This is a genomic window from Methylopila jiangsuensis (genome assembly GCF_027922305.1).
GTDB classification, from domain to species: domain Bacteria; phylum Pseudomonadota; class Alphaproteobacteria; order Rhizobiales; family Methylopilaceae; genus Methylopila; species Methylopila jiangsuensis.
In genome coordinates this window covers 569896-595935 of sequence record NZ_BSFK01000005.1, presented here as the reverse complement: position 1 = coordinate 595935, position 26040 = coordinate 569896, and the positions used below count along the sequence as shown (strand labels likewise).

Annotated in this window: 20 protein-coding genes; 15 read left to right on the top strand and 5 right to left on the bottom strand. The window is 70.8% G+C overall.

Annotated features, from left to right (window positions below; genetic code table 11):
- Window positions 1-168 precede the first annotated feature (168 nt).
- Window positions 169-1113, top strand: a complete 945-nt coding sequence (locus PKE85_RS04295) for an alpha/beta hydrolase (RefSeq protein WP_271203545.1) — start codon at window positions 169-171, stop codon at window positions 1111-1113.
- 6 nt (window positions 1114-1119) lie between these two features.
- On the opposite strand, the gene PKE85_RS04290 is transcribed toward PKE85_RS04295, so the two are convergent.
- Window positions 1120-3003 carry a sigma-54 interaction domain-containing protein gene (locus tag PKE85_RS04290; protein WP_271203544.1) on the bottom strand — a complete coding sequence of 628 codons (1884 nt, stop codon included), beginning with the start codon at window positions 3001-3003 and terminating at the stop codon, window positions 1120-1122.
- Window positions 3004-3182: 179 nt separating this feature from the next.
- Between PKE85_RS04290 and PKE85_RS04285 the strand changes: the two genes are divergently transcribed.
- The 4 genes from PKE85_RS04285 to cynS all read left to right on the top strand — a co-directional run bounded on the left by PKE85_RS04285 (window position 3183) and on the right by cynS (window position 6807).
- Complete coding sequence (locus PKE85_RS04285; RefSeq protein ID WP_271203543.1) at window positions 3183-4538, top strand: CmpA/NrtA family ABC transporter substrate-binding protein; 1356 nt, start codon at window positions 3183-3185, stop codon at window positions 4536-4538.
- 2 nt (window positions 4539-4540) lie between these two features.
- Window positions 4541-5389: a nitrate ABC transporter permease gene (gene ntrB, locus PKE85_RS04280; RefSeq protein ID WP_271203542.1), complete on the top strand. Its 849-nt coding sequence runs from the start codon at window positions 4541-4543 to the stop codon at window positions 5387-5389.
- A 5-nt stretch (window positions 5390-5394) separates the two neighbouring features.
- Complete coding sequence (locus PKE85_RS04275; protein WP_271203541.1) at window positions 5395-6267, top strand: ABC transporter ATP-binding protein; 873 nt, start codon at window positions 5395-5397, stop codon at window positions 6265-6267.
- Between the two features lie 90 nt (window positions 6268-6357).
- Window positions 6358-6807, top strand: a complete 450-nt coding sequence (gene cynS, locus PKE85_RS04270) for a cyanase (RefSeq protein ID WP_271203540.1) — start codon at window positions 6358-6360, stop codon at window positions 6805-6807.
- Between the two features lie 108 nt (window positions 6808-6915).
- Here cynS and gltA read toward each other — a convergent pair whose 3' ends face one another.
- Together gltA and gltX are read right to left on the bottom strand one after the other, a co-directional pair.
- Window positions 6916-8208: a citrate synthase gene (gene gltA, locus PKE85_RS04265; RefSeq protein ID WP_271203539.1), complete on the bottom strand. Its 1293-nt coding sequence runs from the start codon at window positions 8206-8208 to the stop codon at window positions 6916-6918.
- Between the two features lie 174 nt (window positions 8209-8382).
- A complete protein-coding gene (gene gltX, locus PKE85_RS04260) occupies window positions 8383-9810 on the bottom strand; it encodes a glutamate--tRNA ligase (protein WP_271203538.1) in 1428 nt (475 codons plus the stop codon).
- A 112-nt stretch (window positions 9811-9922) separates the two neighbouring features.
- On the opposite strand from gltX, the gene PKE85_RS04255 reads away from it, so the two are divergent.
- Window positions 9923-12328 (top strand): ComEC/Rec2 family competence protein, encoded by a 2406-nt coding sequence (locus PKE85_RS04255; RefSeq protein ID WP_271203537.1) that lies wholly within the window; start codon window positions 9923-9925, stop codon window positions 12326-12328.
- Here PKE85_RS04255 and lexA read toward each other — a convergent pair.
- Entirely contained in the window at window positions 12322-13029 is a 708-nt protein-coding gene (gene lexA / locus PKE85_RS04250) for a transcriptional repressor LexA (RefSeq protein ID WP_271203536.1), read from the bottom strand. The genes PKE85_RS04255 and lexA overlap by 7 nt on opposite strands.
- A 979-nt stretch (window positions 13030-14008) precedes the next feature.
- Here lexA and PKE85_RS04245 point away from each other — a divergent pair.
- From PKE85_RS04245 to PKE85_RS04205, 9 genes are all read left to right on the top strand, one after another.
- Window positions 14009-15016 (top strand): septal ring lytic transglycosylase RlpA family protein, encoded by a 1008-nt coding sequence (locus PKE85_RS04245; protein ID WP_271203535.1) that lies wholly within the window; start codon window positions 14009-14011, stop codon window positions 15014-15016.
- A 95-nt stretch (window positions 15017-15111) separates the two neighbouring features.
- Window positions 15112-16320, top strand: coding sequence for a D-alanyl-D-alanine carboxypeptidase family protein (locus tag PKE85_RS04240; RefSeq protein WP_271203534.1), 1209 nt, complete (start codon window positions 15112-15114; stop codon window positions 16318-16320).
- 14 nt (window positions 16321-16334) lie between these two features.
- A complete protein-coding gene (tmk, locus tag PKE85_RS17690) occupies window positions 16335-17000 on the top strand; it encodes a dTMP kinase (protein WP_271203533.1) in 666 nt (221 codons plus the stop codon).
- A complete protein-coding gene (locus PKE85_RS17685) occupies window positions 16997-18061 on the top strand; it encodes a DNA polymerase III subunit delta' (RefSeq protein ID WP_271203532.1) in 1065 nt (354 codons plus the stop codon). Before tmk ends, PKE85_RS17685 begins: the two co-directional genes overlap by 4 nt.
- Window positions 18062-18094: 33 nt before the next feature.
- The gene (gene metG / locus PKE85_RS04225; protein WP_271203531.1) at window positions 18095-19651 is read left to right on the top strand and encodes a methionine--tRNA ligase; all 1557 of its coding nucleotides are present in this window, start codon (window positions 18095-18097) and stop codon (window positions 19649-19651) included.
- On the top strand, window positions 19648-20466 hold the full coding sequence (locus tag PKE85_RS04220) for a TatD family hydrolase (protein ID WP_271203530.1): 819 nt from the start codon (window positions 19648-19650) through the stop codon (window positions 20464-20466). Before metG ends, PKE85_RS04220 begins: the two co-directional genes overlap by 4 nt.
- On the top strand, window positions 20463-21260 hold the full coding sequence (locus PKE85_RS04215) for an MBL fold metallo-hydrolase (protein WP_271203529.1): 798 nt from the start codon (window positions 20463-20465) through the stop codon (window positions 21258-21260). Before PKE85_RS04220 ends, PKE85_RS04215 begins: the two co-directional genes overlap by 4 nt.
- A gap of 110 nt (window positions 21261-21370) precedes the next feature.
- Window positions 21371-22789: an FAD/NAD(P)-binding protein gene (locus PKE85_RS04210; RefSeq protein ID WP_271203528.1), complete on the top strand. Its 1419-nt coding sequence runs from the start codon at window positions 21371-21373 to the stop codon at window positions 22787-22789.
- Between the two features lie 240 nt (window positions 22790-23029).
- Window positions 23030-24949, top strand: coding sequence for a calcium-binding protein (locus PKE85_RS04205; RefSeq protein ID WP_271203527.1), 1920 nt, complete (start codon window positions 23030-23032; stop codon window positions 24947-24949).
- A gap of 54 nt (window positions 24950-25003) precedes the next feature.
- Here the strand turns inward: PKE85_RS04205 and adhP are convergent, their stop codons facing one another.
- Entirely contained in the window at window positions 25004-26026 is a 1023-nt protein-coding gene (gene adhP, locus PKE85_RS04200; RefSeq protein ID WP_271203526.1) for an alcohol dehydrogenase AdhP, read from the bottom strand.
- Between the last annotated feature and the right edge of the window lie 14 nt (window positions 26027-26040).

Below are 26040 nucleotides of genomic sequence, written 5' to 3'. Positions count from 1 at the left end.
GCCGTCCGTATCCGATTCGTTCGATCCGCTCGTGGCGCGACCATGCCACAAGCGCGCGCCCGACGGCGCCCGCGAGAGGCTCAGGGCGGCGATGCGCCGCCGTGTTTTCGCTTCAATCGCCCGGCGCTATCGCGGATCATGCCGCGGCGCAGCGTAGGGAGACGAGCGATGGACGGACCGGTCAGCGCGCAGGCGCGCATGCTGAACCTCGTTCTGCGCTTCGCGGTCAAGCCGCGGCTGGAGCGCGATCCCGACCTGATCCGCCTGCGGCGCGAGGTGGACGCGATGGCCCGCGTCGCGCCGGATTTCCCGCGCAACGTGGTCCGGCGCCCGGCCATGATCGGCGGCGTCGCCGCCGAGCGCCACGCCGCCACGGCCCATGCGGGCGGCCGCACGCTGCTCTATCTCCACGGCGGCGCCTTCGTGGCCGGGTCGCCGCGCACCCATCGCGGCATCGCCGGGCGGCTGGCGCGGGGCGTCGGCGCGGAGACCGTCGTGCCGGATTACCGGCTCGCGCCCGAGCACCCGTTCCCGGCCGCGCTCGACGACGCGCTCGCGGTTTATGAGGCGCTGCTGCAGGAGTGCGTCGCGCCGGGCGCTCTCGCGCTCGTGGGCGACAGCGCCGGCGGCAATCTGGCGTTCGCGCTGCTGCTGCGGCTGAAGGAGGAGGGCCTGCCCTTGCCCGCGGCGGCGGTGGGGCTGTCGCCCTTCGTGGACATGACCGGCAGCGGCGACAGCATGAGCGGCAACGCCGGGCTCGACCCCTTCCTCGACGCCGCCGGCCTGCCGCTGGTGTTCGAAGCCTACGCCGCTGGCCGCGATCCCCGCGACCCATTGCTGTCGCCGCTGTTCGGCGATCTCGCCGGCCTGCCGCCCTGCTTCCTGCAATGCGGCGGCAGCGAGATCCTGCGCGACGACGCGGTGCGGCTGCACGGGGCGCTTGCGGCCGCAGGCGTCGCGGCGAAGCTGGAGGTCTGGCCCGAAATGCCCCACGTCTGGCAGGCCTTCGCCCGCTTCCTGCCCGAGGCCCGCGCGGCCATCGCCCGCGTGGTCGCGTTTCTGGACGCGAACATGGCGCCGGCGGACAAGGGAGCCCTTGCGGCGGTGGCGTGAGAGGCGTCACTCCGGCCGGCGCGGAATCCCAAGCGTCTTCATGCGCGAGGCGAGGGTGGTGGGCTTGACGCCCAGCCGCTCCGCCGCGCCGCCGGGGCCGGAGACCTTGCCGCCGGCCTGGGTCAGCGCCGCCAGGATGCTGGCGCGGTCGCGGGCGCGGCGGTCCGCCTCGGACAGGATGGCGTCCGGCGCCGGCGCGGCCGGAGAGGCGAGGGCGGCGCGGCGCGGGGCGGCGTCCGGCAGGTCGATCCGCACCCGGCCGTCGCGGGCGAGGATCACTGCGCGCTCGATCACGTTCTCAAGCTCGCGCACATTGCCCGGCCAGTCGTAGGCCACCAGCCGGCGCATGTCGCCTTCGCTGAGCGACAGCCGCGCGGCGCCCTCCCGGCCTTCGCCGTGGCGCTTCAGGGCGTGCAGCGCCAGCGGCGGCACGTCTTCCGGGCGTTCGCGCAAGGGCACGGAGTGGATCGGGAACACGTTCAGCCGGAAGAACAGGTCGCGGCGGAAGGTTCCCTTGCGCACCTCCGCCTCCAGGTCCCGGTTGGTGGCGGCGATGACGCGCACGTCCACCGCGCGGGTGCGCTCCTCGCCCACGCGCTCCACCTGGCCCTCCTGCAGCACGCGCAGCAGCTTGCTCTGCAGCTCGATCGGGATTTCCCCCACCTCGTCCAGAAACAGCGTGCCGCCGTTCGCCAGCTCGAAGCGGCCGACCCGGTCTCGCAGCGCGCCGGTGAAGGCGCCCCTGGCGTGGCCGAAGAACTCGCTCTCGAACAGCTCGCGCGGGATCGCGGCGCAGTTGACGCGGATCATGGGCCGCTTGGAGCGTCCGCTCGCCTCGTGGATGGCGCGGGCGATCAGCTCCTTGCCGGTGCCGCTCTCGCCGGTGATCAGCACGGTGGCGTCGGTGGGCGCCACCAGATCCACCTGCCGCAGCACCGTCTGGATCGCGGCGCTGGCCCCGATCACGCCGCGATGGCGGCTTTCGGTGCGGATCTCCTCCTGCAGATAGGCGTTTTCAAGCTCCAGCCGCTGGCGCAGCGCCTCCACCTCGGCGAGCGCGGCCTTGAGCCGGGCCTCCGCCGCCCGGCGCTCGCCGATGTCGCGGAACACCACCACCGCGCCGACGATGCGGCCCCGGTCGCGGATCGGGGTCGAGGTGTACTCCACCCAGAGCGGTTCGCCGTCCTTGGTCCAGAACACCTCATCGGTGACATGATGCACGGCCCCGTCCCGGAACGCGCCGTAGATCGGGCAGTCGTCGTGGGGGTAGTGGGTTCCGTCCGCGTGGCGGTGATGGACCGTGGCGTGCATGTTCCGCCCCACCAGCTCCTCCGCCCGCCAGCCCAGCATGCGCTCGGCGGCGGGGTTCAGGAAGGTGGTGACGCCGTCGGCGTTGACGCCGTAGACCCCTTCGCCCGCGGCCTTGAGGATGAGCTGGTTCTCCCGCTCCACGTCCTGGAAGAAGCGCTCCACCCGCCGCCATTCGGCGATGCCGTCCCGCATGTAGAGGTCGGCCTCGGCGTTGGCGTCGCGGCGGCGGCGCTCGTCCAGATCGCACAGGGTGAACAGCAGTCCGGCGGCGGCGGGCCCCCCGAGGCGCACGCCCACATACTCCAGCCGCAGCGCGCGCTCGTCCGGCCGGCTCGGCGTGAGCGAGCGGGTCCAGTGCGTCCCTTGCGTCAGCACCGCCTCGGTGAACACCACCAGCGCCGGAAGCTGCCCCGGATGCAGCGCCGACAGCGAGGCGCCCACCAGCGCCTCCACGGGCCGGTCCAGCAGCGCCGCCGCCCGGGCGTTGGCGGCGAGGATGCGATCGGCGAAGGGATCGACGATCAGGCCGGCGTCGGCGGAGGCGTGAAAGGCGGCGGCGGGAAGGGCGGGCGATGACATGTCGTAAATCTACGACATTTCGTCGGACGTATAACGAAAAATCGTAAGTCACGATATTTCGTTACTGATCTGGCGCGCCTGAGGTCGTTGGGAATTGAACGTGTCGGGGATCTCGGCCGGGTTGGCACGCATCCTGCGAAAGGATGGGCAGAGTTTTTCAGACGGAGCCCGTCACGCCGATGAGCGTCTTCCAGAACCCGTTCGATTCCCGCTTCCGCCTCACCGGCGGCTGCTCCTGCGGCCGCCACGCCACGGAGGCCGAGCATGCGGCCGAAACCCGCGACGCCGACGAGCGCGCCGCGCGCGTCGTCGAGGGCGCCGTCATGCGCGCCCTGTTCCCGCACGACGCCACCCGCCGCGCCTTCCTGACCGCGGTGGGCGCCGGAACCGCGGCCGCGGCGGTGAGCGCGCTGTTCCCGCTGGCGACCGCGACGGAAGTGTTCGCGCAGGGGCTGAAGCCCGAGAAGACCGACCTCAAGGTCGGCTTCATCCCGATCACCTGCGCCACGCCCATCATCATGGCCGCGCCCATGGGCTTCTACGAGAAGCAGGGGCTGAAGGTGGACGTGGTCAAGACCGCCGGCTGGGCGGTGATCCGCGACAAGGCCATCAACAAGGAGTACGACGCGGCGCATATGCTGTCGCCCATGCCGCTCGCCATCTCCATGGGCGCCGGCTCGAACCCGATCCCGTGGTCCGCGCCGGCGATCGAGAACGTCAACGGCCAGGCCATCACCCTGTCGGTGAAGCACAAGGACCGCCGCGATCCCAAGTCGTGGAAGGGCATGAAGTTCGCCGTGCCCTTCGACTACTCCATGCACAACTACCTGCTGCGCTACTATCTCGCCGAGCACGGGATCGACCCGGACACCGACGTCCAGATCCGCGCCGTGCCGCCGCCCGAGATGGTCGCGAACCTGCGCGCCGACAACATCGACGGCTTCCTCGCGCCCGATCCCGTCAACCAGCGCGCGGTCTATGACGGCGTCGGCTTCATCCACATGCTGTCGAAGGAGATGTGGGCGGGCCATCCCTGCTGCGTGTTCTCGGCCTCGAAGCAGTTCGTCACCGAAACGCCCGGCACCTATCAGGCGCTGCTGAAGGCCATCATCGAGGCGACCGCCTACGCCCAGAAGGCGGAGAACCGTAAGGAGATCGCCGCCGCCATCGCGCCCGCGAACTATCTCAACCAGCCGGTGACGGTGGTGGAGCAGGTGCTGACCGGCACCTACGCCGACGGGCTCGGCGGCGTGAAGAAGGACCCCGAACGCATCGGCTTCGATCCGTTCCCGTGGGAGAGCTTCGGCGTCTGGATCCTGACGCAGATGAAGCGTTGGGGTCAGATCAAGGGCGACGTGGACTACGCCCGCATCGCCAACGAGGTGTTCCTCGCCACCGACGCCAAGAGGCTGATGGCCGAAGCCGGCCTGACGCCGCCGGAAGCCACCACCAAGACCTTCTCGGTGATGGGCAAGCCGTTCGATCCGTCCAAGCCGGAAGAGTATGTGGCGTCCTTCGCGATCAGGCGGGGCTGAGGATGACCGCATCCCTCACCCTGCGCGCCGGCCTGCTGTCGCTGCTGATCTTCGCGGCCTTCGTCGGCGCGTGGCACGTCGCCACCCTGCCGACGGTGGGCGCCGCGGCGGGCGACGTCGATCCCGAATACGCGGCGCTGGTCTCGGGCGCCGCGGCGCAGGGCGCGAAGAGCGCGTTCCCGACGCCCATGGACGTGGCCGCGACGATCTGGGGCCATCTGAAGGACCCGTTCTACGTGCGCGGCGCCAACGACCAGGGCGTCGGCATCCAGCTCGCCTATTCGCTCGGCCGGGTTCTGCTTGGCTACGCCATCGCCGCGGCTGTCGCCATCCCGCTCGGCTTCCTGATCGGCATGTCGCCGCTGCTCCACCGGGCGCTCGATCCCTTCATCCAGATCCTGAAGCCGATCTCGCCGCTCGCCTGGATGCCGCTGGCGCTCTACACCATCAAGGACTCCAACATCTCCGCCATCTTCGTGATCTTCATCTGCTCGCTGTGGCCGATGCTGATCAACACCGCCTTCGGCGTGGCGAGCGTGCGGAAGGAGTGGCTGAACGTCGCCGCGACGCTTGAGGTCGGGGGCCTGCGCAAGGCGTTTCGCGTCATCCTGCCGGCGGCGGCGCCCACCATCATGACCGGCATGCGCATCTCCATCGGCATCGCCTGGCTGGTGATCGTGGCGGCCGAGATGCTCGTGGGCGGCACCGGCATCGGCTACTTCGTCTGGAACGAGTGGAACAACCTCTCGATCGGCAACATCATCACCGCGATCCTGCTGATCGGGCTCGTGGGCATGGCGCTCGACCTGGCGCTCGCCCGGGCGGCGCGGCTCGTGGCCTACGTGGAGTGAGCCCCATGACCAAGCCCCTGATCTCGGTGGAGGCGCTCGCCAAGCGCTACCCGAAGCGCGGCGGCGGCGAGACCACGGTGTTCGAGGACATCTGGCTGCCGATCCACCCCGGCGAGTTCGTCTGCCTCATCGGCCATTCCGGCTGCGGCAAGACCACCATCCTCAACGTGCTGGCGGGCCTCGACCGGCCGACCGACGGCGCGGTGATCGTGGACGGGCGGGAGATCTCCGGCCCGAGCCTCGACCGGGCGGTGATCTTCCAGGGCCACTCCCTGCTGCCCTGGATGACGGCGCTGGAGAACGTGGCCTTCGCGGTGTCGTCGCGCCATCCGGAGTGGAGCCGGGAGAAGGTGCGCGAGCACTGCCGGTTCTACCTCAACCTCGTCCATCTCTCGGGCGCGGAGGACAAGAAGCCGTCCGAACTTTCCGGCGGCATGAAGCAGCGCGTGGGCATCGCCCGGGCGCTCGCGATCGAGCCCAAGATGCTGCTGATGGACGAGCCGTTCTCGGCGCTCGACGCGCTCACCCGCGGCAGCCTGCAGGACGAGGTGCGGCGCATCTGCACCGAGACCCGGCAGACGGTGTTCATGATCACCCACGACATCGACGAGGCCATGCTGCTGGCCGACAGGATCGTGCTCATGACCAACGGGCCGCAGGCGAAGATCGCCGAAGTGGTGGAGAACACGCTGCCGCCGGACCGCAGGCCCGCAACCATGCACAAGCACCCGAACTACTACCCCTTGCGCAACCACCTGCTCGATTTCCTGGTCACGCGCTCGAAGACCTTCGCCCAGGACATCGCCGGCAAGCCTTACGACCCCCGCAAGGTTCCCGTCGTGCGGCCGGTTCCCGCCGAAGCGCTCGCCGCGGTCTGACCGCGTCAGCCGCGCCCCCTTCACCGTCGCGCCGAAGACCGGCGCGGCGAACGCTCCCTCCTTGTCCCACCTTAAGAAAAGGACCGCGCCATGAACCGCGCCGACGTCACCGACCTCATTCTCTCCGCCAAGCGCCTCAAGGGCCTGACCTGGAAACAGATCCACGAGAAGGTCTCGGTCTCCACCTCGCCGATCGTCGTCACCGCCGCGCTGCTCGGCCAGATGCGGCTGGAGCCCGGCGAGGCCGCCAAGGCGGCGGAACTGTTCGAACTGCCGAAGGAGGCGGAGATCCTGCTGACCGAGATCCCCTATCGCGGGTCGCTGCCGCAGGTGCCGCCGACCGATCCGCTGATCTATCGCTTCTACGAGCTGGTGCAGGTCTACGGCACAACCTGGAAGGAGCTGATCCAGGAGGAGTTCGGCGACGGCATCATGTCCGCCATCGACTTCGACATGACCATGGAGCGCCAGCCCGACCAGAAGGGCGACCGCGTCAAGCTGGCCATGTCCGGCAAGTTCCTGAGCTACAAGCGCTATTGAGCGCCGCGCGACGGGCTTGAAGCCCGTCTTGCGTCGCGCCTCCTGCTGCCGTCATGCCCGGCGTACGCCGGGCATGACGCTTGACGTAGCGTCCCAGGCGCCGCGCGATCAGCGGCGCTGGTCGATGGGCGTGTAGTCGCGGAAGGCCGCGCCGGTGTAGAGCTGGCGCGGGCGGCCGATGCGCTGGGAGGGATCCTCCACCATCTCCTTCCACTGGGCGATCCAGCCCACCGTGCGCGCCACGGCGAACAGCACGGTGAACATGTCGGTGGGGAAGCCCATCGCCTTCAGCGTGATGCCGGAATAGAAGTCGATGTTCGGGTAGAGCTTCTTTTCGATGAAATAATCGTCCTTGAGGGCGATCTGCTCCAGCTGGATCGCCACCTCGAGCAGCGGATCGTCCTTGATGCCGAGCTCCTTCAGGACCTCATGGCAGGTCTTCTGCATGATCTTGGCGCGCGGATCGTAGTTCTTGTACACGCGGTGGCCGAAGCCCATCAGGCGGAAGGGATCGTTCTTGTCCTTCGCCTTCTTCACATACTGATCGACCTTGTCCGGCGTGCCGATCTCGCTCAGCATCTTCAGCGCCGCCTCGTTGGCGCCGCCATGGGCGGGGCCCCACAGACAGGCGATGCCGGCGGCGATGCAGGCGAAGGGGTTGGCGCCCGAGGAGCCGGCGAGGCGCACCGTCGAGGTGGATGCGTTCTGCTCGTGGTCGGCGTGCAGCACGAAGATGCGGTCCATGGCGCGGGCCAGAACCGGGTTCACCTTGTACTCCTCGCAGGGCACGGCGAAGCACATGTTGAGGAAGTTCGAGGAAAAATCGAGCGCGTTCTGCGGATAGACGAAGGGCTGGCCGATCGAATACTTGTAGGCCATCGCGGCGAGCGTCGGGATCTTCGCCACCATGCGGATGGCCGCGATCTCGCGCTGGTCGGCGTCGGTGATGTCGGTGGAGTCGTGGTAGAAGGCCGAAAGCGCGCCGACCACGCCGCACAGCACCGCCATGGGATGGGCGTCGCGGCGGAAACCGGAATAGAACCGCGACATCTGCTCGTGCACCATGGTGTGGCGCGTCACCAGACGGTCGAAATCCGCCTTCTGGGCCGAAGTCGGCAGTTCGCCGTGCAGCAGCAGATAGCAGGTCTCGAGGAAGTCGCCGTTCTCCGCCAGCTCGTCGATGGGATAGCCGCGATAGAGCAGCACGCCTTCGTCGCCGTCGATGTAGGTGATCTTCGACTCGCAGCTCGCCGTGGAGGTGAAGCCGGGGTCATAGGTGAACAGACCCGTGTGCTTGTACAGGGTCTGGATGTCGAGCACGTCCGGACCGACCGAGCCCTGTCGAATGGGCAGATCGAGCTCCGCGTCTCCAACCTTCAGTTTTCCGGTGGTTTCGGCCATGTCGGTGCCCCTCGAGCTTCGCGCTTTGGACTGCCCTCGGGCGGGGGTCGACCACTGGCTCGCCTGAGAGCAGGGCGACTTTAGGAGGGCGTGCTTTTGGCGTATCGCAAGTCTTGCTGCGGCGCAAATAGGGCTCGCGCCGCTTTTGGGCAGGCCTTCTTTTTCAGCTTTCGTTCACATCTGCGCCTGATCGCGGATGCGCGCCAGGCTTTCGTCGCGGCCGAGCGCCACCAGCACGTCGAAGATGCCGGGCGAGGTCTTGCGGCCGGTCAGGGCGGCGCGCAGCGGCTGGGCCAGAGCCCCGAGCTTGACCTGCGCCTCGTCCGCGAGCGCGCGCACCTCGCCCTCCGCCGCGGCGGCGGTCCATTCGGGCAGAGCCTCCAGACGGGGCAGGAGACGGCCGAGCAGCGCGCGCGCGTCCGGCGTCAGCAGCGTTTCGGCGGCGGCCTCCACAGCCAGCGGGCGCTCGTCCGTGAGGAAGCGCGCGCCGTCAAGCAGTTCGACCAGCGTCTTCGCGCGCTCCTTGAGGCCGGGCAGGGCGCTTTCCAGCGCCGGCCAGCGGCCGGTGGCGTCGAGCCGCGCCGCCGCCTCCGGCCCGCCGGGCAGATGCGGCAGGGCGGCCTTTAGCGCCGCCAGCAGCTCGGCGTCGGGCGTCGCGCGCATGTAATGGCCGTTGAGGTTCGACAGCTTCGCCATGTCGAACCGCGCGGCGGAGCGGCCGATCTGGCCCACGTCGAACCACGCGATCGCCTGTTCCGTGGAGAAGATCTCGTCGTCGCCGTGGCTCCAGCCCAGCCGGGCCAGATAGTTGCGCACCGCCGCCGGCAGGAAGCCCATCTCCCGATAGGCCTCGACGCCGAGCGCGCCGTGGCGTTTGGAGAGCTTGGCCCCGTCCGGCCCGTGGATCAGCGGGATGTGCGCCATCTTCGGCACGGACCAGCCGAGCGCCTCGTAGATCTGCGTCTGGCGGGCGGCGTTGGTGAGATGGTCCACGCCGCGGATGACGTGGGTCACGCCCATGTCGTGGTCGTCCACCACCACCGCCAGCATGTAGGTGGGCGTGCCGTCGGAGCGCAGCAGCACCAGATCGTCGAGATCCTTGTTCGGGATCACGACCCGGCCCTGCACCAGATCGTCCACCACCGTCTCGCCCTCCTGGGGCGCGCGCAGGCGGATGGCCGGCGCCCGGTCGGCGGGCGCGTCCGAGGCCGGGCGGTCGCGCCAGCGGCCGTCGTAGCGGGGCGGGCGGCCCTCGGCCATGGCCGTGGCGCGCATCTCCTCGAGCTCCTGCGCCGTGGCGTAGCAGCGATAGGCGCGGCCCGCGGCCAGCATCTGCTCCACGGCTTCGCGGTGGCGGTCGGCGCGCGCGAACTGGAAGATCGGCTCGCCGTCCCAGTCGAGCCCCAGCCACTTCAGCCCGTCGAGGATGGCGTCGATCGCCTCCGTGGTGGAGCGGGCGCGGTCGGTGTCCTCGATGCGCAGCAGCATTTTGCCGCCCTGCGCCTTGGCGTAGAGCCAGTTGAACAGCGCGGTGCGCGCGCCGCCGATGTGCAGGAAGCCGGTGGGCGACGGCGCGAAGCGGGTGACGACGGTCTCGGTCACGGGCGGTCTCGGACAGGCGGAAGGCGGAAAACGAGCGGCGCCGCGCGACGTCTCCTGCGCGCGGCGGGCGGCCCGTGTAGCATGGGCGCGCAACGGGGGAAACAGCGCGGCCATGGGCTCCGACCGGCGGCACGAGAGGGGACGCGCGCGCGCCGCCGCGCTGCCGGGCGCGCGGGCCGGCTGGCGGCTGCCCGGCCTCAGCCTGGAGGCGCCGCGGGCGTGGCTGTGGGCGCGGCTCGTGGAGGAGGCTGACGCCGGCCGTCCCGCGCTGTGGGCGCCGGTGGCGTTCAGCGTCGGCGTCGTGGTCTATTTCGCCGCCGGGCGGGAGCCGGAGCTCTGGGCGGCCGTCCTGCTGGCGGCTATGGGCGCGGCGGCCGTGCTTGCGGCCCGGCGGCGCTTCCTCGCGCTCGGGCTGGCGCTCGCCTTCGCTTTCGGCGCGTTCGGATTTCTCGCGGCGAAGCTCGCCGCCGAGCGCGCCGCCGCGCCGCGGCTGGAGCGGGCCCAGCGCGCCGAGGTCGTGGGCCGCGTGCTCAAGGTGGAGCCGCGGGATCGCGGCCACCGGCGGGTGACGCTGGCGGTGGAGAGCTTCGGCGCACTTGAGGCCGGGGCTCGTCCCCGGCGGGTGCGGGCGACGCTCGGGCCGGAGCCCCGGATGACGGCCGGGGACCGCCTCTCCCTGTCGGCCTTCTGGCGGCCGCCGCAACAGCCCCTGCGCCCCGGCGGCTACGACTTTGCGCTGATGGCCTATTTCGACGGGATCGGCGCCACCGGCGCGCAGGCGAGGGACGTTCGGCTGCGGGACCGGCCGCCGGAGGAGGGCATGGAGCGGGTCTCAGCGGCGCTGGAGCGGTTGCGCGAGCGCCTGACCGAACGCATCGCCGCCACCGTCGGCGGCCCGGAGGGCGCGGTGGCGGCGGCCCTCGTCACCGGCGTGCGCGGCCCGATCCCGCAAGCGGTGGAGGACGATCTGCGCGCCGCGGGCCTCAGCCACATCCTGTCGATCTCCGGCCTGCACATGGCTCTGGTGGCGGGCACGCTGTTCTGGCTGGTGCGCGCCCTGTTCGCCGCCTCCGAACGGGCGGCGCTGCGCCTGCCGGTGAAGGCGCTCGCCGCCGCCGTGGCGCTTGCCGGCGCCACCTTCTATCTCGCGCTCTCGGGCGCCGAGGTCGCGACCCAACGCTCCTATCTGATGGCCGGCATCGTGTTCGCGGCGATCCTGATCGGCCGTCCGGCCGTGACGCCGCGCAATCTGGCGCTGGCGGCGCTGCTCGTGCTGGCCCTCGCGCCGCAGGCGCTGCTCGGCCCGAGCTTCCAGATGTCGTTCGCGGCCGTCGCCGCCCTGATCGCGACCTTCGAGGTCTGGTCCGCGCGCAGGCGTGAGGCGGAGCCGGGCGGGCGGTTCGAACGCCTGCTCGCCGCGGCGTCCCGCATCGCGCTCGCCGCCGTGGTCACCACGCTGGTGGCGGGGCTCGCCACCGCGCCCTTCGCCGCCTACCACTTCCACCGCGTGACCCCTTACGCGCTCGCCGGCAACGCGCTGGCGACGCCGCTGATCAGCCTGATCGTGATGCCGAGCGTGGTGGGCGGCCTGCTGTTCGCGCCGCTGGGGCTCGACGGGCCGTGGTGGCGGCTGATGGGCTTCGGGCTCGAAGGCGTGCTCGCCATCGCCCGCATGGTCGCCTCCTGGCCCGGCGCCGAGCGCATGTCCGGCGCCTTCAGCGCCACCGCGCTGGTCCTGTTCGCGCTCGGTCTCGCCTGGCTGTGCCTGTGGCGCACCGCGCTGCGCGGCGCGGCCGTGGTCCCGCTCGGCGTGGCGCTGGCGCTCAGCGTCTGGCCCCACCGGCCGGATGTGGTCATCCATCCCGAGGGGCGGGCGATGGCCGCGCGGGGGCCCGACGGCGAACTCCGGCTTCTGGGCGTGGGTCCCGGCGGCTTCGCGGGCAAGGTCTGGCTCGCGGCCGACGGCGTCGATCCGGAAGCGCGCGCCAAAGCGGCCAAAGAGGCGCGGGCGGAGCGGAACGTCAGCGCGGCTCAGACCCGCCGAAAGGGGCGCGAAAACGCGCATCAGGGAGCGCCGCCGTCTCCGTTCAAGCCGCGCTGCGACCGCTACGGCTGCATCGCGCCGCTCGACGGCGGCGGCGAGGCGGCGCTGATCTGGGACCCGCGCGCCTTCGACGAGGACTGCCGCCGCGCGGCGCTGGTGGTGACGCGCCTGGACGCGCCCGCAGCCTGCGGCGACCACGCCGCCGTCATCGACCGGCGCGTGCTGGCGGCGACCGGCGCGCTTGAACTCACGCGCCAGGGCGACCGCTTCCACGCGGTGGCGGGGCGGGCGCCGGCCTCGGACCGGCCCTGGTCGCGCGCCGCAGAATCGGCTCCCCCGGACGCGCTCCGGCTGAGCTTTGCGCCGCGTCGGAACTCTCCCGCCCTGGCGTCGCCTGCGGCGGACGGCCTGTCTCCGGTCGATCCGACCGACCCGGACGACGACGCGGACCTGAATCCCGACGACGATCAGTAGCGGCGGATCAGCCCGACCAGCCGGCCCTGGATCGCCACGCGGTCGGGGCCGAAAATCCGCGTCTCGTAAGCCGGGTTCGCGGCCTCCAGAGCGATCGAGGCGCCGCGCTTGCGCAAGCGTTTCAGCGTGGCCTCCTCGTCGTCCACCAGCGCCACCACGATGTCGCCGCTGTCGGCGGCGGTCTGCTTGCGGATCAGCACCAGATCGCCGTCCAGGATGCCCGCCTCGATCATGGAGTCGCCGCGCACCTCAAGCGCGAAATGCTCGCCGCTGGACAGCATGTCCGGCGACACGGCGATGGTGTGGCTCTTGGCCTGGATCGCCTCGATCGGGACGCCCGCGGCGATGCGGCCCATCACCGGGATCGCCACCATGCGGGCGTCGTCGTCCTCGTCGGGGCGGGCAGGCCGGACCTTGCCCAGATTGCCCTCGATCACATTGGGCGTGAAACGGCCGGTCGCGGGCCGCGTGACGACAGGCGCGGCGGCCTCCGGCAGCTTCAGCACCTCCAGCGCCCGCGCCCGGTTGGGCAGCCGCCGGATGAAGCCACGCTCCTCCAACGCCATGATCAGGCGATGAATTCCCGATTTGGACTTCAGGTCCAGCGCATCCTTCATCTCGTCGAAGGAGGGCGGGACGCCCGTCTCCTTCAGACGCTCATGAATGAAGCGCAACAGCTCGTACTGCTTCCGGGTCAGCATGGCCGTCTCCGCGGCGACTCAAAACAAATCATGAACAAGTACTAACTGTTCTATGTGTGTTCCGCAAGCGGTTAATCTCGAATGAACATGACAGGGGGAGCGACGTCGCCATCTGCCGTCGGGTTCGAATGCGCGGCCTTTGCTGTCTGAACTGCCGTGATCTGAGGCATCGTGGACGGTGGTGGCGCAGGCCCGAGGAGACATCCAGCAGAGCCTGGAGTGCGGTCGTTCCCCGTTGCCGTCGCGCCCCAGGTTCCGAGCGCGGCGCGGGCGCGCGGCGACGCGCGGACCAGCGTCCCGTTCAGAAGCTCGTCGCGCAGCCGGCGGTTGAAGCTCTCGATTCCACGCTCCGGCGCGGGTTCGGCGTGACCGGGGTCACGATCGGCGGACGCGTTCCCATCGTCGGCGCGCGCCCGCCGCAGCGCATGACCGTGCGCCGGTCACGCCGCCCCGCCCTCAAAGCCCGTCTGGAATCTCTGTCGCATCGTCATATCCGGGCTTGGTCGACGGCCTCGAGGACGTGACGCTCCAAGATTCCGCATGACGAAAAGTCGCGGCGGTCTGGCTTCGCTGGGTGTTACGGGAGGCTGATGTCGCGCGCTGTGGCGACGTCCAAACAGGTTCTTAGCGCTTTCGCAACCATTCGCGGCGCATCCTCGGTTCGCGGCCGTGTTGCGTGCGCCGCGGGCTGACCGGCTCCCGCCGGAAGAGCGCCGCACGGGTTGCGCCACGCTCTTGCCACAATTCACCGACTTGTTCTATCGCGTATGTGGCGGCCCTGTGGCGCGCCACGTGTGGGCTTCTCTCAAGCCCTCGACCGTCGCGGACGACGCGGCTCCGGTTCGCCGGACCCCAATGTCCGGACGGCGTGTGAAGGAACGACGGAATGACCGATGGCGTGACGACGGCGGATCACAGGCAGCGTCGCGCAGGGCATTCGAACCGGCTTTCCTCTCGAACTCTTCTCTCTCTCGCGGCCGTGACCGTCGCCGGCGCCCTGTCGGCCTGCTCGGCCCAGACCGCGCGCACGCCGGTGGCGCAGGCTGTTCCCGCCGCCGCCGCATCCGAAGCGGTGAAGACGGCGTCGGCCGCGCCTGCGCCCCGCGCGGCCCCGACGCGCCTTGCCGTCGTTCCCGGACGGCGCACGCCGGGCGTGATCGCGAGCTCCAAGACGGCGAGCCCACGGACGGTCGGCGTCGGCCTCGCCTCCTGGTACGGCGGCAAGTTCCATGGCCGCCGCACGGCGAACGGCGAGATCTACGACAAGACCGCGCTGACCGCCGCGCACCCCTCGCTGCCGCTGCCGTCCTATGTGCGGGTGACCAACGTCTCCAACGGCCGTTCGCTGGTCGTGCGCGTCAACGATCGCGGGCCGTTCCACAAGGGCCGGGTGATCGACGTCTCCGCCCGCGCGGCCGACATGCTCGGCTTCCGCAGCTCCGGCGTCGGCGCCGTGAAACTGGATTACGTGGGCCCGGCCGATCCGAACGGCAGCGACGAGCGCAAGCTGCTCGCGAGCTATCGCGATCCGGGCGTCCCGGCCGGCGGCGTGCAGGTCGCTTCGCTTACGGCCCCCGCGCCGTCCGACGCGGCCTTCGCAGGCGCCCCGGCCGCGCCCACGCCGCGCGTCGCCACCGTGATCCCGCCGGCGGCGCCGGTCGCGGCCGCCACCGTAAGCGCCTACGCGGCCCAGCCGAAGCTGGCGACGGCCGCGCCCCGTCCGCGCCCCGCGGGCGTTCAGGCCGCGCCTGCGCCCAAGCGCGTGATCGCGCCGAGCGAGCCGGTTCTGGCCTCGGTGGCTCCGCCGCTCGCGACGCCCGCCGAAACCGGCGCGCCCGAACCCGTCGCCGCCGCGCCGGAGAGCGTCCATCAGGTGGACGGCGCCGCGGTCGCGAGCCGCATCGCCTCCAGCTTCGAGGGCTTCGGCGACGCCGGCGCCATGGATGGCCTGCGCGGCTCGGCCTCCGCCTTCTCCACCCTGCGCTAAGGCGGGCCGGGCCGATCGCGGTCCTCCACCCGCATTGTGACTTCCGTCGCATCGCCGTATCCTTGTCCGGGAACGGGCGACAGCGTGGCGGCGTGATGAACGATCTATCCGGTTTTTCGGTCCTGCCGCGCCTGCGCGTCGTTCTCGCGGGGCTGGCGATGGTCGCGCTGACGGCGCCCGCCTCCGCCGCGCCCGCCGCCAAGGACGGCCGCACCGAGGCGCCGATCGCCTTCCTCTACGATCTCACCTCCGACGCCGTGCTGTTCGCCAAGCAGCCGGACCTGCCGTCGCCGCCCGCAAGCATGGCGACGCTGATGACCACGGAGCTGACGTTCCGGGCGCTGGAGGCGGGGAGCCTTAAGGAAACGGACACGTTCCGCATCAGCGAGGACGCCTGGCGCAGGGGAGGGGCGCCCTCGCGGGGGTCGGCCATGTTCGCCAAGCTGAACTCGCAGGTGGCGGTGTCCGATCTGCTGCGCGGCATGATCGTGCAGTCGGGCGGCGACGCGGCCATCACGCTTGCGGCCGGCATCGCCGGATCGGAGCCGGCCTTCGCCGATCTCATGAACGCCCGCGCCCAGGAGCTGGGGCTGGCGCGCTCCCGCTTCCGCAACGCCACCGGCCTGCCGGATCCGGAGCAGGTGATGACCGCGCGGGACATCTCCCGCCTCGCCGCCCATCTCATCCGCGCCTATCCCGAGCGCTACGCCCTGTTCGCGGAGCCGGAGTTCACCTGGAACAAGATCGCCCAGCGCAACCGCAACCCGCTGCTGTCGGACTATCCCGGCGCCGACGGGCTCAAGACCGGCTACACGGCGGATTCGGGCTATGGGCTGGTGGGCTCGGCCAGGCGCGACGGGCGACGGCTGATCGTGGTGCTGAACGGCCTCGAGTCCTCCAAGGCGAGGGCGGAGGAGGCGCGCAAGCTGCTGGACTGGGGCTTCTCCGCCTTCGAGACCAAACGCCTGTTCGACGCGGGCGAGACCGTGGCGGAGGCGCGCGTGTTCGGCGGCGCGACCCGCCATGTGCCGCTCGCGGCGGACGCGGCCGTGGACGTGCTGACGCCGAAGAACGACGACGCGCGGGTGATCGCGCGGGTGGTCTATGACGGGCCGCTCACAGCCCCGGTGCGCAAGGGCGACCGGATCGGCGTGCTTCGGGTGTGGCGCGGCGAGATGCTGACGGTGGAGACGCCGCTGCGCGCGGCGGAGGACGTGGGCGAGGGCGGTCTCGGCCGCCGGGCGGTGGACGGCGCGATGGAGCTCGTCGGCGACTGGATCCATCAGGTCGTCGCCCGCATCTGATGGAGCCGCAGACCGTGTTTCAGGCTGCGCCGCGCGGCCGGTTCATCACTTTCGAAGGCGGTGAAGGGGTGGGCAAATCCACCCAGATGCTGCGGCTCGCGGAGCGGCTGCGCGCCGCGGGCGTCGAGGTCGCCACCACGCGCGAGCCCGGCGGCTCGCCCCGCGCGGAGGAGCTTCGGGAGGCGCTGCTGTCGGGCCGGCTGAAGCGTTTCGGCCCGCTGGCGGAGACCGTCGTCATCGCCTCCGCCCGCGCCGACCATGTGGATCGCCTGATCCGTCCGGCGCTGAAGCGCGGCGCCTGGGCGCTGTGCGACCGCTTCATCGATTCCACCCGCTGCTACCAGGGCGCGGTGGGAGGCGTCGCGGCGGAAACGCTGAGCGCGCTGGAGCAGGTGGCGGCGCGGGACGCGTTTCCCGACCTCACCTTCGTGCTGGACGCGCCGGCGATGGTGGGGCTGGAGCGGGCGCGCCGCCGCGCGGGGCAGGGGGCCGCGCCGGACCGGTTCGAGGCCGAGGACGCCCGCTTCCACGAGCGGCTGCGCGAGGCCTTCGTCGCCATCGCCCGCGCCGAGCCCGGCCGCTGCCGCCTGATCGACGCCACACAGGCGCCCGACACCGTGGCCGCCCACATCTGGGACACGGTGGTGCGGCGCTGGCCGGAACTGGAGCCGCGCCCATGAGCGACGCCGACAATGGCCCGCCCGAATCCGACCGCCGCGAGGGCGTGCGCCGCCCCCGCGAGACGCTGGACCTGTTCGGCCACGGAAGGGCGGAGGCGGAGCTCCTCGCCGCCTTCGCCTCCGACCGCATGCACCACGCCTGGCTGATCTCCGGCGCGGAGGGCGTGGGCAAGGCGACGCTCGCCTACCGGCTGGCGCGCTTTGCGCTGGCGCATCCCGATCCCTCGGCTCCGGAGGTGGCGGCCGCGCGCGGCCTCGCCGTGCCCGGCGACCACCCGGCCGCCCGGCGCATCGCGCGGCTGGCGCATCCCGACCTGCTCGTGCTCCGTCGCGGCTGGAACGCGGACCGCAAGGCGTTTTACGGCGAAATCCGCGTCGACGACGTGCGGCGCGCCACCGGCTTTTTCGGGGCCACGGCGGGCGAGGGCGGCTGGCGGGTGGCGATCGTGGACGCCGCTGACGACATGAACGGGGCCGCCGCCAACGCCCTGCTGAAGGTTCTGGAGGAGCCGCCGCCGCGGGCGATCTTCCTTCTGCTCTCCGCCGCGCCGCGTTCGCTGCCGGCGCCGGTGCGTTCCCGCTGCCGGGCGCTGGCGCTGTCGCCGCTCTCCGCCGCCGAGACGTTCGGCGTGCTCAAGGGCCTTGAGGCGGCGGAGGAGCATGACGACGAGGCGCTGAGGCTCGCGGCCGACCTCAGCGAGGGCAGCGTGGCCCAGGCGCTCAACCTGCTCGCGGGCGACGGGGCCGCGCTGCACGGCACGGTGCGCGCGCTGCTGGGCAAGCTGCCGGCGGTCGACGTGAAGGCGGCCCACGCGCTCGCCGACGACCTCGCCAAACGCGGCTCGGAGGAGCGCTTCCGCCTGTTCGTGGGGCTGGTGTCCGACTGGCTGCACGAGCGGGTGCGCGCCGGCGCCGCGGCGCGGGAGCCGCGCCTTGCGCGGCTGGCGGAGGTGTGGGAAAAAACCGCCCGCGCGGCGCGGGACATCGAGATCTACAATCTCGATCGCCGGCCCTTCGTCCTCGAGACGCTTTCCGAGCTCGCCGGCCTCGCTCGCCGCTGAGGCCGGCTCGCGCATTTCACGAGTCCGCATCCGATGGCGCCCGCCAAAGAGCCCTACTATCTCACCACCGCGATCGCCTATCCCAACGGCGCCCCGCACATCGGCCATGTGTACGAGGTGATCGCCAGCGACGCGATCGCCCGGTTCCACCGGCTGGAGGGGCGCGAGGTGCGCTTCCTCACCGGCACCGACGAGCACGGGCTGAAGATGGCGCAGTCGGCGGCGCGGGAGGGCGTGACTCCGTTCGAGTGGGCGACCCGCAACGCCGACCGCTTCCGCGCCATGGACGAGCTTTACGGGGTTTCGTTCGACCGCTTCATCCGAACCACCGACGCCGACCACATCGCCGCGAGCCAGGAGCTGTGGCGGCGCATGGCGGCCAATGGCGACATCTATCTCGGCCGCTACGAGGGCTGGTACTCGGTGCGGGACGAGGCCTATTTCGACGAGGCCGAGACCACGCGGCATCCGGACGGCCGCCGCACCGCGCCTTCGGGCGCGCCGGTGGAATGGGTGATCGAGGAGAGCTACTTCTTCCGCCTCTCGGCCTATCAGGACCGGCTGCTGAAGCTCTACGAGGACGAGCCCGGCTTCATCGGCCCGGACGCGCGCCGCAACGAGGTGCTGGCCTTCGTGAAGCGCGGCCTCGCCGACCTCTCCATCAGCCGCACCACCTTCGACTGGGGCGTGCCGGTGCCGGACGATCCGAAGCACGTGATGTACGTCTGGGTCGACGCGCTGACGAACTACGTCACCGGAACCGGCTTCCCCGAGGACGAGGACAGCTTCCGCCGCTGGTGGCCGGCGGATCTGCATGTCATCGGCAAGGACATCATCCGCTTCCACACGGTGTACTGGCCGGCGTTCCTGCTTTCCGCCGGGCTGCCGACGCCGAAGCGCGTGTTCGCCCACGGCTTCCTGAACAACAAGGGCGAGAAGATGTCGAAGTCGGTCGGCAACGTGCTCGACCCCTTCACCTTCGCCGAGACCTACGGCGTGGACGCGGTGCGCTACTTCCTGCTGCGGGAGACGCCGTTCGGGCAGGACGGCTCCTACAGCCACGAGGCCATCGTCGGCCGCATCAACGCCGACCTCGCCAACGACCTCGGCAATCTGGCGCAGCGTTCGCTGTCCATGATCGCCAAGAACAGCGAGGGCAGGGCGCCTGAGCCCGCCGCCTTCTCGGAGGCCGACCGGGCCATGCTCGCGAGCGTGGACGCCTTGCCCGGCCTCGTGCGCAAGGCCTTCGACGATCTGGCGCTGCATCAGGCGCTGAGCGCCATCTGGGCGGTGGTGGCGGAGGCGAACCGCTACTTCGCGGGGCAGGAGCCCTGGGCGTTGAAGAAGACCGATCCGGCCCGCATGGCGACCGTGCTCTACGTGACGGCGGAAACCGTGCGCAACGTGGCGCTGCTGGCGCAGCCCTTCACGCCAGCCTCCGCCGCGAAGCTGCTCGACCTGCTGGGCGTGGCCGAGGACGCGCGCGGCTTCGACCGGCTTGGCGAGGCCGGCCGCCTTGCGCCGGGAACGGCCTTCCCCGCGCCGCAGCCGGTGTTTCCCCGCTTCGTGGAGCCGGAGGTCGCGGCGTGAGCGCGCTGGTCGACAGCCACTGCCATCTGGACTTCGACGATTTCGCGCCCGAGCGGGACGCGATCGTGGAGCGGGCCCACGCCGCGGGCGTCGGGCTGATGGTGACGATCTCCACCCGCGTGCGCCGGTTCGAGCGCGTGCTGGAGCTGGTGGAGCGCTACCCGTCGGTGTTCGGCACGGTCGGCACCCATCCGCAGAACGCCCATGAGGAGCTCGACGTCACGGCGGACGAGCTCGTCCGGCTGGCGGAGCACCCGAAGATCGTCGGCTTCGGCGAAGCCGGTCTCGATTTCCATTACGACACCAGCCCGCCCGAGGCGCAGGAGCAGGGTTTTCGCGCTCACATCGCCGCGGCCCGCGTGGCGCAGCTTCCGCTGGTCATCCACGCCCGCGCGGCGGACGAGGCCATGATCCGCGTGCTGGAGGACGAGATGGGGAAGGGGGCGTTCCCCGCCCTGCTGCACTGCTTCTCCTCCGGGGCGGAGCTGGCGCGGCGTGGCGTGGCGCTCGGGCTTTACGTGTCGTTCTCGGGCATCCTGACCTTCAAGCGCTCCGAGGACATCCGCGCCATCGCCGCCGAGGTGCCCGCCGACCGGCTGCTGGTGGAGACCGACGCGCCCTATCTCGCGCCCGAGCCCTACCGCGGCAAGCGCAACGAGCCGGCCTACACCGCCAACACCGCCGCCGTGCTCGCCCGGGTGCGCGGCTGGACCGAGGCCGAGACGCGCCGCGTCACCACCGACAATTTCTTTCGTCTTTTCAGCAAGACGCCGCGCTCCGCTCTGGTGGCGCATGAAGCGGCGGGGGCGGCGTGACCAACCCCGCCGTCACCATTCTCGGCTGCGGCTCCTCCGGCGGCGTGCCGCGGGTGGCGTCGGGCTGGGGCGCGTGCGACCCAAACAACCCCAAGAACCGCCGCCGGCGCTGCTCCATCCTGGTGGAGCGCGAGGGGCCGGCGGGCGTGACCCGCGTGCTGGTGGACACCGGGCCGGACCTGCGCGACCAGCTTCTGGGCGCCGGGATCGACCGCCTCGACGGCGTGCTCTACACCCACGAGCACGCCGACCACACCCACGGCATCGACGACCTGCGCCCGCTCGCCATCGACATGCGCACCCGCGTGGACGTGTGGGCCGACGCCCGCACCAGCGCCTTCCTGCACGCCCGCTTCGGCTATGTGTTCCACACGCCGCCCGGCAGCGACTATCCGCCGATCCTCAACGAGCACCGCCTGACCGCCGGAGAGCCCACCACGATCACGGGGAAGGGCGGACCGGTGACCGCGCTGCCGTTCGACCTGCATCACGGCCGGGAGACCATGGCGCTCGGCTTCCGCTTCGGGGGCGTCGCCTACACGCCGGACGTCAACGACATCCCCCTCGCCTCGCAGCGATTGCTGGAGGGGCTTGACGTCTGGATCATCGACGCGCTGCGCGAGACGCCGCATCCAAGCCATTTCACGCTGGCGCAGGCGCTGGAGTGGATCGAGCGCCTGCGCCCGAAACGCGCCGTGCTCACCAACCTGCACACCGACCTCGACCATGACGCCCTGCAGGCGCGGCTGCCGGCCGGGGTCGAGCCGGCCTATGACGGGATGCGCATCGGCTGAGAGCGACGCGGCGCGACGCCGCAGATGCGCCCCCTGAAGCGGACCTGAGGAGGATTGCGCCGCAAAATATGATAATTCCGATGGACTTTATATTTTAAGGCGTCCGTCTCATGGCTTCCACGATCGCAAATGCGAACCCTCGTTCCGTCCTCATCGTCGGCGGGGGGCTGAGCGGCGCGTTGCTGGCGCTGCGCGCGCTTGAGATCCCCGGCAACGACGTCGTGCTGATCGAAAAGGGCGCGGCGCTTGGCCGGGGCGTGGCCTATGGCGCCTGCGATCACGCCCATCTGCTCAACGTGCCGCTGTTCCGCATGGAGGTCGGGCTGTCGCCCAGCTTCGAGGACTGGCTGCGCGCGAACCGGCCGCACGAACTGGTGGCGGACGAAGGCGAGGTGAAGGACGTCTTCGTCACCCGCCGATCGTTCGGCGAATACGTCGAGGCGGTCGCCGAGCGCCGGGTGGAGGAGGGGCGCCTGAAGCGCGTCCGCGGCGAGGCGGTGGAGATCGGGCGCGATGGAGGCCCCTACGTTCTGCTTCGGGACGGACGGGTGCTGCGCGGGGAGCGGGTGGTGCTCGCCACAGGAAATCAGGCTCCGAAGACGCCGCGTCTGAAGGACGACGGCGTGCTGGACTCCCCGATCTTCATCCCGGACCCGTGGGACCTGCACAAGGACCGCGCCCCGTCCCCCGAACAGACCGTGCTCCTGATCGGAACCGGCCTGACCATGGTGGACGTGGCCCTGCGGCTCCACCGCAGCGGGCATGCCGGTCCGATCGTGGCGGTGTCGCGGCATGGGCTGCCGCCGCAGCGCCATGTCCATGGCGGGCAGTGGCGCAACGTTTTCCAGAACGACCCGCCGCCGCTGCGTCAGGCGCTGAAGCTGCTGCGCGCGGAGGCGCGCGAAGCGGCGGCGCAGGGCGTCCCCTGGCAGCGGGTCATCGACGCCATACGCCCGAGCCTCGCCAACATCTGGATCTCCTGGACGCTGGACGACCGACGGCGCTTCCTGCGCCATTGCCGCACGCTGTGGGACGTGCGCCGACATCGCATGGCCAAGCCCGTGGCCGACCAGATCGACGCGCTGCAGGCCTCCGGCGCGCTCGCCATCCGCGCCGGCCGGATCGCAAGCCTCAGGCGTCACGGGGCCGGCGCGCTGGTGACGCTGCGTCCGCGCGGAGGGGGCGAGGCGGTCGCGATCGCGGCCGACGTCATCATCAACTGCACCGGCCCGCGATCGTCCTTCGACGACCTGAACGAGCCCGCCTACATGAGGCTCAAGGAACGGGGGCTGATGGTCCCCGACGAACTCGGGCTCGGCGTGAAGACTTTCGGCTGCGCCCTGATCGACCGCTACGGCATGCCCTCGGAATGGCTCTACGCCATCGGCCCGATGACCCGGCCGGAATGGTGGGAGATCACGGCGGTGCCGGAGATCTCGGCCCAGAGCCACTATCTGGCGAAGGGCCTCGGACAGCCTAGCCAGACCGCGCTGCTTCGGGACTTCGTCGACCTCGGCGCCGGCATCTGACCGCCGCAGAGCCTATGAGGATCAAGGGGAAGGGCGGTCCGGCGACCGCGCCGCCGGTCCGCCTGCCCGGCGGCGTCGAGGCGGCCCATGACGGGATGCGGATCGGCAGGTGATGCCCGGAAGGCGCAGCACGGTTTCCGCGTCACAGCCTTCGACAACTTTCGATTGAATCCGATTGACATCGCCGAGGCGATCTCGCCAACGTCCCCGCCGCTTCACACACGCATTGCGGGAACGGACATGGCGCTGACGGCGACTCTCACCAAGGGCGTCCTGACGGTTTCAGGGGTGTCCGCGGCTCCGACCTCCGAGCGTTTCGTAACCGTCTCTCTCTCCGGCGAAGGCGCCGAGGTGACGGACAACGGGGTGCTGGGCGTGACCGTCCCGGTCCGCGGCGCCGTCGCCGGCGTCACGACGCTCGACCTGCGCGGGCTGGACGCCGCGCACACCTTCACCTTCGCGACGTTTCAGTCGCCGCTTGTCAAAGCCTTCGGCTCCAACGGCTCCGACGAGTTCTATCTCTGGTCCAATCAGGGCGATCTGACCATCGACGGCCGCAACGGCGACGACATCATCGAGGGAGGCCGCGGCGACGACCGCATTCTCGGCGGCAACGGCGCGGACCGTCTCAGCGGCGGCGGCGGGAACGACACGCTGACGGGCGGAAGCGGAAACGACGCCCTCAACGGCGGCGAGGGGGCCGACATCGCGGTCTATGCGGGGCGCCGATCCGACTACGACCTCAGCATGGCGGACGGAGCCTACGTCCTCACAGGCAAGGGCGGCCGCGCGATCGACGGACGGGACACGCTCGTCAGCATTGAGAAGGTCCGGTTCGCGGACCAGGTTCTGGACCTGTCCGCCCCGCCGACGAGCCTGAAGGCCTCGGTCGCCAAGGGCGTGCTGACGGTGTCCGGCGTGTCCGCCTCCCCGGAGTCCAGCCGAACCGTTCATGTGGAGATCGGCGTGGGCGCCAAGGTGACGGACAACGGCGCCACGGCGGTTGGCGTTCCCGTGACCGGCGTCAACGCCCTCATCAAGACCGTCGACTTGCGCGGACTCGACGCCGAGAACGCCTACGTCACAGCATCGGCCGGGTCGCGCCTGCTCAAGGCCTTCGGTTCAGATGGACATGACGGCCTGAACTTCTGGCTCAATCAGACCGCTCTGGTCATCGACGGCCGCAACGGCGACGACGTGATCGCGGGCGGTTCGGGCGACGATCGCATTCTGGGCGGCAACGGCGCGGATACGCTTGGCGGCGGCGCCGGGAACGACACGCTGACCGGCGGAAGCGGAAACGACGAGCTTTATGGCCACGACGGGACCGACGTCGCCGTCTACGCCGGGCGGCGGTCGGACTACGATCTCAGCGTCGTGGACGGCGTTTACATTCTGTCCGGAAAGGGCGCGCGCGCCCTCGATGGGCGGGACACGCTCGTCAGCATCGAAAAGCTCCGGTTCGCCGACCAGACGCTCGATCTGGCGCCGATCCCGACCGATCTGGCGGCGACCGTCACGAAGGGCGCCCTCGTGGTTTCGGGCGTGGCGGCGTCTCCGGACTCCATACGCTCCGTGGCCGTGCATCTCACCGGGCAGGGCGCCACGGTGACGGACAACGGTCTCGGCTGGACCGAGGTGGCCGTGAAGGGCGCGGCGTCGAGCATCACGACGCTCGATCTGCGCGGGCTGAAGACCCAGTTCACCGAGGTGACCTCGACCTTCCAGTCGCCTCTGCTGAAGGCGTTCGGCTCGGACGGCTCCGACGCCTTTTTCCTTTGGTCGGCGCAGAAGGATCTGACCATCGACGGCCGCAACGGCGACGACCTCCTCAGCGGCGGCGCGGGCGACGATCGCATTCTCGGCGGCAACGGCGCGGACAGCCTCGACGGCGGCGACGGCGACGACACGCTCACCGGCGGCGCCGGCGCCGATTATCTATACGGCGGCCGCGGGTCCGACGTCGCGGTCTACGCCGGGCGCCGGTCCGACTATGATCTCAGCGTGGTGGATGGCGTCTACGTGCTCGCAGGCAAGGGCGCGCGGACCATCAAGGGCCGCGATACGATCGCCGAGATCGAGCAGATCCGCTTCGCCGACCAGACCATCGACCTGCCGCATCCCAACGACTACGTCGGCTCCGCCGCGCTCTTCGGCTGAACCGGCGTTCGAGGTCTCTTCCCGCAGCAGGCGGGGAGGGACCTTTGCCGATGGTCACAGCTTCAGGACGATGCGGCCGTCGATCTCGCCGGCCTCCATGCGCTCGAAGATGGCGTTGATGTTCTCGAGCTTGTCCCAAGAGAAATGGGCGGCGACCGCGCCGTCCCCGGCGAAATCGAGGGCCTCCTCCAGGTCCTGCCGCGTGCCGACGATGGAGCCGCGCACGGTGATGCGCTTCAGCACGGTGTCGAAGATCGGCATGGCGAAGCGGCCGGGCGGCAGGCCCACCAGCGACATGGTGCCGTGGGGGCGCAGCGCTCCGAACGCCTGCTCGAACGCCGTGGGCGACACCGCCGTGACCAGCACGCCGTGAACGCCGCCGAGCTTCGCCTGAATCTCAGCCGCCGGGTCGGTCTCGCGGGCGTCGACCACCAGTTCCGCGCCGAGGCTGCGGGCAAGCTCCAGCTTCTCGGGATGGACGTCGATCGCCGCCACATGCATCCCCATGGCGCGCGCGTATTGCACGGCCATGTGGCCGAGGCCCCCGACGCCCGAAATGGCGACCCATTCGCCGGGCTTCACCTCCGCTTCCTTCAGGCCCTTGTAGACCGTGACCCCGGCGCAGAGGATCGGCGCCGCCGGGCCCCAGTCCAGCCGGTCGGGGAGGCGGCCCACATAGTTCGGGTCCGCCAGCGCGTATTCCGCGAAGCTGCCGTTGACCGAGTAGCCGGTGTTGCGCTGATCAGCGCACAGCGTCTCCCAGCCCGTGCGGCAATGGGGGCAGTAGCCGCAGGCGGTGTGCAGCCACGGCACGCCGACCCGATCGCCCTCCTTCACCCGCTTGACGGCGCGGCCGACCCCGACGACCACGCCGACGCCCTCATGCCCCGGAATGAACGGCGCGGTCGGCTTCACCGGCCAGTCGCCCTTCACGGCGTGGAGATCGGTGTGGCACACGCCGGTCGCCTCGATCCGCACGAGGATCTGCTCCGGCCCCGGCTCGGGAACCGGCAGTTCCTCGATGACGAGCGGCTGGCCGAGCGCGCGCACGACGGCGGCCTTCATCATGTTGGCCATGACTTTAGCTCCTC